Annotated in this window: 14 protein-coding genes and 1 pseudogene; 9 read left to right on the forward strand and 6 right to left on the reverse strand. The window is 73.8% G+C overall.

Annotated elements, in window-relative coordinates:
• Positions 1-107: 107 nt before the first annotated feature.
• The gene (locus ACFXI4_RS24795; RefSeq protein WP_384994580.1) at positions 108-1,739 is read right to left on the reverse strand and encodes a phosphodiester glycosidase family protein; all 1,632 of its coding nucleotides are present in this window, start codon (positions 1,737-1,739) and stop codon (positions 108-110) included.
• A 326-nt stretch (positions 1,740-2,065) separates the two neighbouring features.
• On the opposite strand from ACFXI4_RS24795, the gene ACFXI4_RS24800 reads away from it, so the two are divergent.
• From ACFXI4_RS24800 to ACFXI4_RS24815, 4 genes are all read left to right on the forward strand, one after another.
• Positions 2,066-2,806 carry an SDR family oxidoreductase gene (locus ACFXI4_RS24800; protein ID WP_384994776.1) on the forward strand — a complete coding sequence of 247 codons (741 nt, stop codon included), beginning with the start codon at positions 2,066-2,068 and terminating at the stop codon, positions 2,804-2,806.
• A 71-nt stretch (positions 2,807-2,877) separates the two neighbouring features.
• Positions 2,878-3,777: an SDR family oxidoreductase gene (locus tag ACFXI4_RS24805; protein ID WP_384994583.1), complete on the forward strand. Its 900-nt coding sequence runs from the start codon at positions 2,878-2,880 to the stop codon at positions 3,775-3,777.
• Between the two features lie 74 nt (positions 3,778-3,851).
• Positions 3,852-4,184, forward strand: a complete 333-nt coding sequence (locus ACFXI4_RS24810; RefSeq protein ID WP_384994586.1) for a nuclear transport factor 2 family protein — start codon at positions 3,852-3,854, stop codon at positions 4,182-4,184.
• 104 nt (positions 4,185-4,288) lie between these two features.
• Positions 4,289-4,909: a TetR/AcrR family transcriptional regulator gene (locus tag ACFXI4_RS24815; RefSeq protein ID WP_384994588.1), complete on the forward strand. Its 621-nt coding sequence runs from the start codon at positions 4,289-4,291 to the stop codon at positions 4,907-4,909.
• 16 nt (positions 4,910-4,925) lie between these two features.
• Here the strand turns inward: ACFXI4_RS24815 and ACFXI4_RS24820 are convergent, their stop codons facing one another.
• From ACFXI4_RS24820 to ACFXI4_RS24830, 3 genes and pseudogenes are all read right to left on the reverse strand, one after another.
• Positions 4,926-5,336, reverse strand: coding sequence for a YybH family protein (locus ACFXI4_RS24820; RefSeq protein ID WP_384994591.1), 411 nt, complete (start codon positions 5,334-5,336; stop codon positions 4,926-4,928).
• Positions 5,333-5,860: a cyclase family protein gene (locus ACFXI4_RS24825; protein ID WP_384994593.1), complete on the reverse strand. Its 528-nt coding sequence runs from the start codon at positions 5,858-5,860 to the stop codon at positions 5,333-5,335. The genes ACFXI4_RS24820 and ACFXI4_RS24825 overlap by 4 nt, the downstream gene beginning before the upstream one ends.
• A 132-nt stretch (positions 5,861-5,992) precedes the next feature.
• Positions 5,993-6,421: pseudogene (locus tag ACFXI4_RS24830) on the reverse strand (cytosine permease); the annotation flags it as partial.
• Positions 6,422-6,644: 223 nt separating this feature from the next.
• On the opposite strand from ACFXI4_RS24830, the gene ACFXI4_RS24835 reads away from it, so the two are divergent.
• From ACFXI4_RS24835 to ACFXI4_RS24845, 3 genes are all read left to right on the forward strand, one after another.
• Complete coding sequence (locus ACFXI4_RS24835) at positions 6,645-7,307, forward strand: PucR family transcriptional regulator (RefSeq protein ID WP_384994779.1); 663 nt, start codon at positions 6,645-6,647, stop codon at positions 7,305-7,307.
• A 461-nt stretch (positions 7,308-7,768) separates the two neighbouring features.
• Complete coding sequence (locus tag ACFXI4_RS24840; protein WP_384994596.1) at positions 7,769-8,674, forward strand: universal stress protein; 906 nt, start codon at positions 7,769-7,771, stop codon at positions 8,672-8,674.
• Between the two features lie 131 nt (positions 8,675-8,805).
• Positions 8,806-9,684 (forward strand): universal stress protein, encoded by an 879-nt coding sequence (locus ACFXI4_RS24845; protein WP_384994600.1) that lies wholly within the window; start codon positions 8,806-8,808, stop codon positions 9,682-9,684.
• Between the two features lie 17 nt (positions 9,685-9,701).
• On the opposite strand, the gene ppk2 is transcribed toward ACFXI4_RS24845, so the two are convergent.
• Positions 9,702-10,505, reverse strand: coding sequence for a polyphosphate kinase 2 (ppk2, locus tag ACFXI4_RS24850; RefSeq protein WP_384994603.1), 804 nt, complete (start codon positions 10,503-10,505; stop codon positions 9,702-9,704).
• 427 nt (positions 10,506-10,932) lie between these two features.
• Between ppk2 and ACFXI4_RS24855 the strand changes: the two genes are divergently transcribed.
• Positions 10,933-11,613, forward strand: coding sequence for a helix-turn-helix domain-containing protein (locus ACFXI4_RS24855; RefSeq protein ID WP_384994605.1), 681 nt, complete (start codon positions 10,933-10,935; stop codon positions 11,611-11,613).
• Between the two features lie 39 nt (positions 11,614-11,652).
• Here ACFXI4_RS24855 and ACFXI4_RS24860 read toward each other — a convergent pair whose 3' ends face one another.
• The gene (locus tag ACFXI4_RS24860) at positions 11,653-12,117 is read right to left on the reverse strand and encodes a pyridoxamine 5'-phosphate oxidase family protein (protein WP_384994608.1); all 465 of its coding nucleotides are present in this window, start codon (positions 12,115-12,117) and stop codon (positions 11,653-11,655) included.
• A gap of 702 nt (positions 12,118-12,819) precedes the next feature.
• Between ACFXI4_RS24860 and ACFXI4_RS24865 the strand changes: the two genes are divergently transcribed.
• Entirely contained in the window at positions 12,820-13,044 is a 225-nt protein-coding gene (locus tag ACFXI4_RS24865; protein WP_384994611.1) for a hypothetical protein, read from the forward strand.
• The last annotated feature ends 89 nt before the right edge of the window (positions 13,045-13,133 follow it).

Raw genomic sequence — 13,133 nt, forward strand, 5'->3', positions numbered from 1 at the left:
GTGCCGGCGTGAAGCCCGTCGGAGCCATGCCCGGCACCGCCGGCGCGTCGGACATCCCGGTGCCGCGCCGGGGGGATGCCCCCGGCGCGGCCGGAATGTGCCCCGGCTCAGTCCCGTCCGGCGCGCGGCAGGACCTGGACCGTGTCGCCGACGGCACGCTCGCCGGTGGCGTCGGACGTGACGTTGACCAGGCTGCCGTCGACGGCCATGGCGGAGGAGCCGCCGCCGTCCAGGTTGAGTGCCTGTACCGCGCCGAGTGAGCGCATGAACCGCGCGGCCTCGGCGAGCGTGAAGCCCTCGCTGACACCGGGCTGCCGGCCGTCCACGGTCACGAGCAGCAGCCGCCCGCGGCCGTCGATGCCGGCCAGGGTGCGCGGCTGGCGCACGTTGGACCAGGCGAACCCGAAGGAGAGGTCGAGCGGGTCGAGTGTGCCCTCGGTGGCCGCGTCGATGTGGACCCGGCCGTCCTCGACCAGCGTCGGGGCCGCGCTGACGACGCTGTCGTCGGGACCGAGCCGGACCTGCCTGCCAGAGGAGTCCCGGACCGTCTCCCGCAGCTTCAGCCGGCTGCCCGTTGCGGCGTGCTCGGTGAGCCAGCCGGCCGCGGCCCCGGTGCCCTGGAGGACCGAGCCGCCGGCGGGTACCGAGCCGCCCCGGTCGCCGCGGGACACCACGACACCGTGCCGGTCCAGGACCACCTGGACGCCGGCGCCGGCCGGCAGTGGCGCCCCGAACTCGGAGGTGAACTTCACCAGGTCGTCCGCGAGCGAGCAGGTGACGTCCTGGCGGGGGAGTTCGGTGGGCACGGCGCCGGGGCGGCCGCAGTTGCGCACCTTGCCCGGGACCCGGTTGATGCCCTCCACCGCGCGGACGGCGGAGCCGGAACGGACGGTCACCGTGGTGGACAGGTCGGCGACCCGGTTGTGCCGTCCGCCGTCGGCGAGGATCAGGGCGGCACGGGCGCCGGCCGCCATGGACTGCAACTCGCCGTGGACCGCGGACAGTCCGGCCGAGGTGCCCTGGACGCCGTCGGCGTCGGAGGTGACGAAGAATCCGCCGTTGACGCCGACCAGGGAGCCCAGGCGGGCGGCCACCGTCGAGGTCTTCTCGCGGTCCGCGGTGTCGCCGCCGTCGCTCACCTCGACCGTGCCGCGCAGCCGGGCCGGATCGACGACGGCGACATGGATGCGTTCCGCGTCGGTGCCCGTGCGCCCGTCGTAGCCCGTCCACTCGACGGAGGTACGGAACCCGGCGGCCGACACCGCCGAGCCCAGCGTCGCCGCTTCGGCCTGCGTGGCGTACCGGCCGACCCGGACCTGCCATCCCATCGTGCCGTGCGGGGTGTCGGTGTACTGGTCCCACGGCACCCGCTCGGCGCGCGGTGTGAAACCGGCGGCCCGCAACTGTCCGGCGGTGGTGTCGGCCCAGCCGCGGTCACCCAGCGGGGCCCAGGCGGCGGCGCCCGTGAGGCGGTTGACGGCCGGGGCCTGGACGGTGACCGTCCACACGCCGGCGGCCCGCGGATCGCTGAGCACCCCGGTACGGACCTCGACGCCGGGGGCCACGTACCGAGTGGTCCACGCGACCGTGTCCGCGGCGGGGTCGTCGGCCTGCGCGCTCGCGCCGGCCGACGGAACGAACGCGACCAGGGTCAGTACGGTCCCCAGCACCAGACCTCGTCCGGCCCTCCGGCGCACACTCCGTACCGCGCACCCGAACGTCTCGGCTCTGACAGACATGCCTCTCCCGACGTACGACTCGACCTGTGCGGCGCCACCGGTCATACCCGCACCGCCCTGCCATCCCAGGCCGACGCGAAGGCTCCTGGGTGAAGCGGTGGACACGTGAGGGAAAAGCCTGTCTGACATCCGACACACCGTCATGTCCCGTCCCGTGGGCGAGCAGTCGTCCTCGCGGCCCCGGTCCGGTGTACGGCTCACCGGTGGGCGCGGCGCTCCGCCCGCCCCATGCCCCCGAAGATATGGACGGCGCGTTCATTTAGTGGTTATATGAACGAGCAGTTCATTTGAGTGCCACCTCGGACAAGGAGTCCCTCATGAGCACGATGAGCACCCCCACCACCGACCGCGTCGCCCTGGTCACCGGAGGCTCCGGCGGCATCGGCCGGGTCGCGGCCGAGCGGCTCGCCAAGGACGGTTTCGCGGTCGCCGTGCAGTACGCGGGAAACAGGGCCAGGGCCGAGGAGACCGTGGCCGCGATCACCGCCGCCGGCGGCAGGGCCCTGGCCGTGGGAGGCGACGTAGCCGACGAGAAGGCGATGAGCGAGGCCTTCGACGCGGTCGAGTCGGCCTTCGGCGGCATCGACGTGGTCGTGAACACCGCCGGGATCATGGTCCTGGCGCCGATCGCGACGTTCGACCTCGCCGACCTGGACCGGATGCACCGCACGAACGTCCGCGGCGCCTTCGTCGTCTCCCAGCAGGCGGCACGCAGGGTCCGTCCGGGCGGCGCGATCGTCAACGTCTCGACCTCGGTGGTCCGCACCCAGCTGCCGGGCTACGGCGCCTACGTCGCCGGCAAGGCCGCGGTCGAGGGGCTGACCCTCATCCTCGCCCGTGAGCTGCGCGGCCGGGACGTCACCGTCAACGCCGTCGCCCCCGGCCCCACCGCCACACCGCTGTTCCTGGACGGCAAGGACGACGCCACCATCGCGAACTTCGAGAAGGCCACCCCGCTCGAACGGCTGGGCCGGCCCGAGGACATCGCCGAGGTCGTCTCGTTCCTGGCCGGTCCCGCGCGCTGGGTCAACGGACAGGTTCTCTACGCCAACGGCGGACTCGCCTGACCCCGCCGCACTCGCACCACCCCGCTCTTCCACCAGCACCTCCACCAGCACTGCGGAAAGGAACCACGCCCATGTCCACCACCGGCCACGTCGTCGTCATCACCGGCGCCTCCAGCGGTTTCGGAGCACTCACCGCCCGCGCACTCGCGGACGCCGGCCACACCGTCTACGCGGGCATGCGCCAGACCACCGGCCGCAACGCGCGCGAGGTCCAGGCCGCCGCCGGCTACGCCGACGAGCACCACGTCGACCTGCGGTCCGTCGAGCTCGACGTGAACTCCCAGCTCTCGGTCGACACCGCCGCCGCCCGGATAGAGGCCGAGCACGGCCGCATCGACGTACTGATCCACAACGCCGGGCACATGGTGACCGGGCCGGCCGAGGCCTTCACCCCCGAGCAGCTCGCCGAGCTCTACAACGTGAACGTCCTGTCCACCCAGCGCGTCAACCGCGCCGTGCTGCCGGGTATGCGCCGGCGCCGGCAGGGACTGGTCCTGTGGGTGTCCAGCAGCAGCGTCAAAGGCGGCACCCCGCCCTACCTCGCCCCCTACTTCGCGGCCAAGGCCGCCATGGACTCCCTCGCGGTGTCCTACGCCGGTGAACTCGCCCGCTGGGGCGTGGAGACCTCGATCGTCGTCCCGGGTTCGTTCACCAGCGGCACCAACCACTTCGCCCACTCGGGCCACCCCGACGACACCACCGTCGAGGCCGAGTACGAGAGCCGGTACCCGGGCCTGATGGACCAGGTGGCGACGGAGCTCGCCGCCCTCGCTCCCGGGGACGCCCCCGCGTCGCTCGTCTCCGACGAGATCGCCCGCATCGTCGCCCTGCCCGCCGGACGGCGCCCCTACCGCGTGCACGTCGACCCCGCCGACGACGGATCCGAGGAGGTCTCCGAGACCGCCGACCGGATCCGCCGCGGCTTCCTCACCCGCATCGGCCTCGCCGACCTGCTCACCGTCCAGAGCTGACACGCCTGTCGCGCAACGGCAGGAGGGGCGCCGGTTCCCGCGTCCCGGCCCCACCCACCGAGGAGGCACCCCGCATGAGCACCGACGACATCCCCGCCGCCATCGAGACCTTCGTCGAGGCGACCAACCGAGGTGACGCCGAGGCGTTCGCCGCCGCGTTCACCCACGACGCCGAACTCGACGACTGGGGCCGCGAGTACCACGGCCGCGAGGGCGTGCGGGCCTGGGACCGGACCGACAACATCGGCGTCCAGGCACACTTCGTACTGGACGCGATCGAGCCCGGCACGTCGTCCGACACCTATGTCGCCACCCTGACCGTGACCGGCAACGGTCACAACGGCACCGGTCCCCTGACCTTCCGCCTGCGCGACGGGCTGATAGCGAGCCTGCGGATCGCTCCGTGACACCCGCGCGGGACATGAGCGTGCAGACTCGACGGGGGCAGCGCCCACCGCGGATACCGACACGACACGACACACGCCCCCCGGGCGACCGAGCAGGAGCACACATGACGAACGAGGCCAGCCGACCCGCCGCCGGGGAGGGCAACGGTCGCGGACGGGGGCGCCGGCCGGCGGGGGAGGTCCGGGCGGACGTGCTGCGCACCGTCGGGGAGCTGCTGCTCAGCGAAGGCATCGGCGACCTCACCTTCGAACGTGTCGCCCGGGCGGCGGGCGTCAGCAAGACCACCCTCTACAAATGGTGGCCCTCCAGGGGCGCGCTCTGCCTGGACGGCTACTTCCACGCCGTCGAGAACACGCTCGCCTTCCCCGACACCGGGGACATCCGCGCCGACGTGCTCGCCCAGCTCCGCGCCTTCGCCGAGGTCATGACCCAGACCCCGGGAGGCCGGATCCTGGCCGAACTGATCGGTGAGTCACAGACGGACCAGGACCTGGCCACCGCCTACCGCAAGCTGTACTCGTCGCAGCGGCGCCGGCTGGCGGGGGAGCGCCTGCAGCGGGCGCAGGAACTCGGTCAGATCCGCGCCGACATCGACGTGCAGATCCTCGTCGACCAGCTCTGGGGCGCCGTCTACCACCGGCTGCTCATCCCCGACGAACCCGTCACCGACGACTTCGTCGTCGGACTCGTGAGCAACCTGCTGGACGGAGTCGGCCCGAAGTAGTCCCCCTCCGGACGGTTCAGGCGCCCGTGGCGGCAGGGCCGGGCGACAGGTGTTCGTGGACGGCGAGCCAGTCGCCGCCCGCCCCGGTGCGGTGGAAGACGATGGTCTCGCGCTCGTGCACCGTCTCCTCCCCGGCCCTGGTGGACACACGGGTGGTCACCGAATGGGTGAACACGGCGGTGTCGCCGAAGAGCTGGAGCCGGCGGTCCGCCGAGTCGCAGGCGAGGACCCGGAAGCCGTCCTCCTCGCTCCACGTACGCCACAGGGCGCGGTACTCCTGGGTGGAGTCCAGACGGCTGCCGGTGGTGTGGAAGACGAAGCTGGCGTCGGCCGAGAAGGCGCCGAAGTAGTCGTCGGTGCGGCTCTCGGCGAATGCGGCGATCAGCGCGTCGGCCGCGGCGAGGACGGCGTCGTGGTCGTTCGTCATGGCTGCGGCTCCGCGATCCGGGCCACGGCGCGGACGGGTGCGCCGTCCGCGCCGGGCAGGTGAAGGGGGAAGAGGCTGACGTGGACGCCGTGGCCGGCCCGCTGCGCGTCGAGGACCTCGGCGAGGCCGGTGAGGTTCTCGGCGATGACGGCACCGGCGCCGCACAGGATGCGGTGGGCGGGAAGGGTCTCACCCGGGGTGGGGTCGACACTGAGCGCGTCGACGCCGACCGTGCGCACACCACGGGCGACGAGCAGCGCGGCCGCCTCCTCCGCCAGGTAGGGGTGGTCGTGGTAGGCGTCGGTGCCCCAGTGGGCGGACCACCCGGTGGCGACCAGCACGATCCGGCCCTCGGGCACGTCGGCCAGCAGGTCCGCCCCGATGGCCGCCCGGGGCGGCAGGCCCCGGGCGTCGACGACGTGGGCGGGGCCGTCGAAGCGGTCCAGCGGCAGCCGGTCCAGCGCGGGCAGGCCGTCCTCGATGTGGGAGGGGGCGTCCACGTGGGTGCCGGACTGCGAACCCATCCGCACATGGAGGACGTTGACGCCGTCCACGGCCGCGGTGAGCGCGCGGGCCTGATGTCCACCTCCGGATCCCCGGGGTAGACCGGCATACCCGTGCGCAGCGGCACGGAGAGGTCGATCAGCCGCATCCGCTCACACCTCCGCCGGCTCGGGGGTGCTGACGGGCACGCCGTCGGCGGCCGTGATCGGCGGCACCGGAGTGTCGACGGCCCGCACCAGGCGGGGGCCCTCGGGGCCGAAGACGGCACGGGGCTCGGGGAAGAGCCACAGCAGGGCGAGGTAGCTCACCGCGGCCAGGCCGAGACCGACCGGCAGGGAGATGTCCACGCCGCCCGCGAGGTCGCCCAGGGCGCCGACGAACTGGCCGGGAAGGTTGACGAACTGCACCGCGAGCAGGGCCGAGGCCAGCCAGGCGGCCATGCCGCGCCAGTTCCAGCCGTGCGTGAACCAGTACCGTCCGCCCCGCTGACGGCGGTTGAAGACCTGGAGCGAGTCGGGGTCGTACCAGCCGCGGCGGGTGAGGAAGCCCAGGGTCATGATGACCATCCACGGCGCGGTGCAGACGAACCCGGACGCCCCGCCGACCGTGCCGGGCGGCTTCGTACTCCCCGTCCTGGGCCCGGGCGGCGCCGCCGGTTACCTGGTGGCCCTGGAACAGGACGGCGCCCGCCCCGCCGGACTGGCCGTCGTCCAGCACCTGGCCACCGTCGCCGCCCTGCGGCTCGCGATGGTCCGCCAGGAACGCGAGGTGCTGCGCCGGGAGGGGGCGGAGACCCTCGCCGAGATGCTTCAGGACGCCCTCGACCCGGCCGGCGCACAGCGCCGGCTGGCCCACCACGGCCTGGACGCACAGCGGCCGGTCGTGCTGGCCGTGGTGCGTCGCACCCCGGACGAGCACTTGGGCGTCGCGCTCTCCGGCCATCCCCACCTGACCCTGCGCCGCGGCGACGACCGGCTGGTCCTGGCCGAACCCGGCTTCACCGAGGCCCTGGCCGACCTGCCCGGCGCCGTGTGCGGAGTGAGCCGGCCCTTCACCGTCGGCGAGCCGCTGCGGGTCGCCAGGCAGGAGGCGGAGTGGGCGGCCGGACGCGCCGAGGAGGCGGGCAAACCGCTCGTCCACTACGGCGAGGACGCCACCGGACGCTGGCTGCCCGAGGACCGCAGGCTGCTGGCCGCGCTGGTCGAGCAGGTCCTCGGCGAGGCCCTGCGCTACGACCGGACGCACGGGTCACAGCTGCTGGTCTCCGTCCGCACCTGGATGGAACGCGACCGGCGAACCGAGGACGCCGCCGCGGCCCTCCACATCCACCCCAACACCCTCGGCTACCGGCTGCGCCGCTTCGGGGAGGTGACCGGCCGCGACCTGACCACGACCGCCGCCTTCACCGAGGTCTGGTTCGCCGTCCGTGCGGCGACCGAACTGGGCGTGGCGGCCGAAGGGCCGTAGCGGAGGTACCGCACGGCCTGGCGGACGGACGAGGGGGCCGCGAGGACGGCCCGCCCGGTCCGGCCGCCCTCGTCGAACAGGCGCGCGCCTCGCGGGAAGGACTCCTCACGGGCGGCCCGCATCGGCCGCGCGGCGCCCGGCGTCCGGACGGCAGTGCGCGCAGGATGCCGGGCCGGCGTGTCCCCGACGGCGCGGCCTGGAAATGGGCCGCCCTGTCCTCCGGCAAGGCCACTCGGCACCCGTGCGGCTCCGTACGGCGCCCGTGCCCGCAGGTGCCGGGCGGCCTCCGGCGCATCGCCGACGCCCGCGTGGGCCGCAACCGCCCCGGCAGGCCGGGGTCGTTCGGTCCTGCCCCGGGACCACCGGCCCATGCCCCCGGCCACCCGCCGCCCCCACGATGGAATCGCCCCGCGCGCGCGGACCGCTCGCCTGCGGGACCCTCACCGTAGGAGGTGGAGATCGTGGTCCGCACCGTCACCGCAGGACTGGACGGCTCACCCGAGAGCCGGGCCGCCGCCGAATGGGCCGCCCGCGAGGCCGGGCTGCGCGGCCTCTCCCTGCGGCTCGTCCATGTCCGGGAGCCCGCCCCGGCCCATGTCGCACAGGCCCCGCTGGCCGGACCCGAGACCGTGCAGAACTGGACCGAGAACATCTGGCGGGAGTCCGCCGAGGGCCTTCGCCTGCGCCACCCCGGCGTCGAGGTGCTCGGCGAACTGCTCGCGGGGCGCCCCGGAGACCTGCTGACCCAGGAGGCGGACGCCTCCGAACTGCTCGTACTCGGCTCCCGGAGCCTCGGCGGTGTCGGCGGCTTCCTGGTCGGCTCCGTCGGGCTGCGTGTCGTGGCCCACGCCCGGCGGCCCGTGGTGCTGGTCCGGGCGGGGGAGCAGGCCGCCGACGAGCACCTGATGGACCCCGCGGGCATCCCGTCAGCGGCGGCGCCCTACCGGCCCGTCGTCCTCGGGCTCGACACCGAGGACCCGGACGAGGCGCTGCTCGGCTTCGCCTTCGGCAGCGCCGCCCTCCGCGCCGCCGAGCTGCGGGTCGTCCACGGCTGGAGCCTGCCTGCGACCTACGAGTACGCCATGGCGGTCGGCTACGACCCCGAGGACACCTTCGGCCGGTACATGGCGGCCGGGCTGGCCGAGGTACTCCGCCCCTGGCGCAAGAAGTTCCCGGACGTCGAGGTGGCCGAGGCGAGCCGGCACGGAAGTGCGTCCTCCGCCCTGCTCCACGCCTCCCGCGACGCCTCACTGGTCGTCGTCGGCCGGCGGATCCGCGCGGGCCGCCTCGGCGCCCACATCGGCCATGTCACCCACGCCGTCCTCCACCACTCGACCGCCCCCGTCGCCGTCGTCCCGCACGGCTGACCCATCCCTGAACCCGAACCCCCGTAACTCCGAGGAGCGGAAACCATGAGCCCAGCGGTCGTACGAGCCGAGGTACCGGGCCGCGCCGAGGCCCGGATCGTCCTCGGCCGCCACGCCGGACGGTGAGCGGAATGTCTGCCGTCCTGCCCGTGGTGGTCGGTGTCGACGGCTCCGCACCGAGCCTGCGGGCCGTCGACTGGGCGGCGGACGAGGCAGTGCTGCGCGGGCTGCCACTGCGCCTGGTCTACGCCTCGCTCTGGGAGCGGTACGAGGGCACCCACCTCGCCGAGGACCCGGACCAGGCGTCCGAGGAGATCATGGCCGACGCCGTTGTCGGGACCGCGGCCCGGCGCGCCCGCCGCCGGCACCCCGACGTGACGGTGGCCACCGACGTGCTCGCCGAGGAACCCGAGTACGCCCTGGTCCGGGAGAGCCGGGACGCCACCTTGCTGGTGACGGGCACCCGGGGCCGCAGCGGTCTCGCCGAGGCGCTGCTGGGCTCCGTGAGCCTGACCCTGGCCGGCCACGCGCACTGCCCGACGGCCGTCGTGCGCGGCGGCCAGGACGACCGGGTCGCGGTTCCGCCGTACGGCAGGGTCGTCGTGGGCGTCGGGAAGGACGGCAGGGAGTTCCGGGCCGTGCGCTTCGCCTACGAGGAGGCCCGCCGGCGTGGAGTGCCCCTGGACGTCGTACGGGCGTGGCGCACCCCCGTGTACGAGACCACCGATCAGCCCCGGACGTCCGGGGAGCTCGCCCGGCTCCATGAGCAGGAGGCGGCGGAGGCCCTGGACGCGGCACTGCGGAACCTGCCCGCCGACGTCGAGACGCACCGCCGTACGGTCGAAGGCCACGCGCGGTCCGTGCTCGCCGCCGCCTCGCACGGCGCCGGCCTCCTGGTCGTCGGAGCCCGGCGCCGGCCACGGACCTTCGGGCTCCAGCTGGGCCGGGTCGCCCACGGCGTGCTACACCGTTCGGCCTGTCCGGTCGTCGTCGTGCCCGAGCCGGTGTGACAGCGGTGACCGGCCGCTCAGAGACTCGCCGCGTGGTCGGGGACGTAGGTCTGCAGATCGCGTGGCGTGCGCTGGTACCCGGTCGACGGCGGCCGCTCGGGCAGCGCCAGCACCTGCGGCGGCACCTCGTCGTAGGGCACCGACGACAACAGGTGGGCGATCATGTTCAGCCGGGCCCGGCGCTTGTCGTCGCTCTCCACGGTGAACCAGGGCGCCTCGGAGATGTCGGTGTGCACCAGCATCTGGTCCTTGGCCCGGGAGTACGCCTCCCAGTGGGTGATCGACTCCAGGTCCATCGGCGACAGCTTCCAGCGCCGCAGCGGGTCCTTCAGCCGCCTGCGGAACCGCTCCTGCTGTTCGGTGTCGCTCACCGAGAACCAGTACTTGCGCAGCAGGATCCCCGCGTCGACCAGCATCCGCTCGAAGATCGGGCACTGGCGCAGGAAGAGCTGGTACTCCTCCTTCGTACAGAAGCCCATCACGTGCTCGACCCCGGCCCGGTTGTACCAGGAACGGTCGAACAGCACGATCTCCCCGGCGGCCGGCAGATGCTCCACGTACCGCTGGAAGTACCACTGGGTGCGCTGGCGCTCGGTCGGCTTCGGCAACGCCGCGATCCGTGCGATGCGCGGGTTGAGGTGCTCGGTCACCCGTTTGATCGTGCCGCCCTTGCCGGCGGCGTCCCGTCCCTCGAAGACCACCACGAGCCGGGCACCCGTCGCCCGCACCCACTCCTGCATCCTGACCAACTCGGTCTGCAGACGCAGCAGTTCCTTCTCGTACGTCTTGCGCGGCAGCTCTGCCGCCCGTTCGCCGGCCATGCCGCCTCCACCGCCCGATGACCTCAGTGACCCCCGGAGTTTCCCCCATGTCCATGGTCGAACACCAGGACGCCACCGTACTGTCCGACGACGAGCTGCGCACTGTGGACGCGTACCGGCGGGCCGCCTCTGCCCGATGGCCGACCCGCTGCTGACCGAGCCGCTGCGACCGGAGCACATCGAGCCGAGGCTGCTGGCTCACCGCGGTACCTCACAAGCCGGTGGCTCCGTGTCACCGGCCGGGCGGCGCCGTTCAGCCCGTGGAGACCTCCCACGGCCGCGGTTCACGACGGACCCCGTCGGCCCAGCGAAGTGACCCGACCGGCCCATGCAGGTCGACGCGGGCAGCGCTCAGGCTGGACCTGCGCAGCGGATCCGGCAGGAGACCGCCGCCGTGCGCACGGCCCGACGAAAGGACGTGAGGGACATGGCCGAAGGGAAAGGGAGCAGCGCCGGCCCGGCGGCGGAACGGCCCCGGGGCGACCTGGGACGACGGCTCGCCGCCCGACGCGCACAGCTTGGCCTGAACCGGGAGGAGACGGCCGCCCGGGCGGGCGTGGCGCTCAGTTACCTGAAGCATCTGGAGGAGCATCCCGGCGCTGCCCCCGACCGGGGCACCCTCCTCCATCTGGCCGCCGCCCTGGAGACCACGGTCCCGGTGCTGGCCGGCGCGGCCGTCGACCAGCCGCCCGGCCCGGAACGGGCAGTCCGCGGCGCGGCGTTCATCGAGCTCAGCGCGGAGGAGTGCGGGTCCCTGCTCGGCCTGCACGGTGTCGGGAGAATCGCGGTGTCCATGGCCACGGGCCCGGTCGTCGTACCGGTCAACTACAGCGTCGTCGACGGATCGATCGTCTTCCGGACAGCCACCGGGGCCACCCCGGCGCTGGCGGCCGGGCAGCCGGTGGCCTTCGAGGTCGACCGCGTCGACGACGCGTTCAGCAGCGGCTGGAGCGTGCTCGTACGCGGCCGTGCCCGTGCCGTCACCGACCCGGACGAGATCCGCCGGCTCGGCGAACAGGCGTTCAGCACCCCGTGGGCGGGCGGCGGGCGTGACCTCTGGATACGCGTCGAACCGGCCGCGGTCACCGGACGCCGGATCGCCGTCTGATCGTCCCCGGCTAGGTGCTGTGAGCCGCCCGGGCCCGGCTCAGACGTCGCCCGGGCGGCCGTCCGCGCGGAGCAGGACCCCGGAGACAAGATCCGGACGGACACGGACCGCCAGGTCCATGGTCTGATCCACCCATGGGCTCACCATCGCCCGATAGCGGGCGAGTTCGACCGGGTCGGTGACGAGGCGGGCGTATCCCGTCACCACCACGCTCCAGCCCAGATGGGTGTCGGGGTCGATGCTGTCGGCCTCGTAGGCGACGACGACGCCGAGACCGTCCGCCCGCCGTATACAGGCGCTCAGGTCGGCGCCCTCGTGGGTGCGGACGACGATCTCACCGCCGTCCAGGACGTGATTGACCGGACGCACGGTCGGAAGGGCGTGCCGGGTGAAGACGATCCTCCCCAGGGACACACTTCCGAGCAGGCGCAGCGCCTCGTCGGTGTCGAGGTCGACGCGGCGGCGCTCGCCCGCGGTGACGGGCCCGTGGTGGTCGTGATCCATGACGGCTTCCATGGGAGTGGCGGACCGCTCGCTGCCGGCGGGCGGACGTGCGGAGCGGCACCGCGGGGGATCAGTGCCGCTCCTGTTGTCACTGTCTCCCGTGCGGCGGATCTTTTCCTAGGGCCGGTCGGCCCCCGGCACGGGTCCGTACGGACCACGGGCCTGCCGCGTTTCCCCGCTCCGCGTCGGGGTGCCGCCTCACCGGGTGCCGTTCCCGGCGTCGTACCCGAACCCGTGCGGTCACCGGCCGTCGGCCGGTACCGTGACAGATGACCGGAGCGGCCGGTGCCACCCCGCCCGAAGTGCCCGAAAGGAAGCAGGTGGGAAGCCTCTGAGGAGCCCCGGCGGGTTCGCGTACGCCTGCCGCGGCCGGACGCGACCCGTGGCCCCCGGGACCGGGTGCACCGCCTCCGGCCGGCTGCGCACAGCATCGTGGAGGCGGCCGTGCTTCTGGACGCTGTCCGCCTTCCACACCGCCGGTGTCACCGAGGAGCAGATCGCCCGGAGCGCGTGGCACGCGCGGTCGACGACCCGGACGGGACACCAGGATCACCAGGTCGACGATCTTCGGGTTGCGGACCCGGGAAGGCGACGCGGGGACGGGTCTGCGGTCCCGCGCGGTACGGGTGGCCGGGAGCCGGCTCCGGTGCTCGGCCTCGCCCGAGCGTCCCCGCGGAGGGTCTGCTCGACACCGGCGTGCCCGTGGAGATCACCGACCACGCTGTCGCCGTCCTCCCCGAACCCTCACCGACACCGCCCGGCACGCACGCGCCGACGCCGTCCTCTTCACCGACGACCGAGGGCCGCCGCAGCGGTCCGACCGACATGGCGGAGCGCGCGGAGCACCTCGGCGGCCGGCTGGAGTGGGACTGCTCCGGCGCGGGCGGTACGACGCCGGTGTGGCGGGTGCCGGTGACGAGGACCTGACGGGCCGGGCAAACCCGGACCGGGAACCGGTTCCCCGTCCCGGGTGCGGGGCGGCGGCGGGGGGGGGGCGGGCGGGCCCCCCCCCGTGA

Source organism: Streptomyces sp. NPDC059224 (assembly GCF_042754285.1).
Taxonomy (GTDB): domain Bacteria; phylum Actinomycetota; class Actinomycetes; order Streptomycetales; family Streptomycetaceae; genus Streptomyces.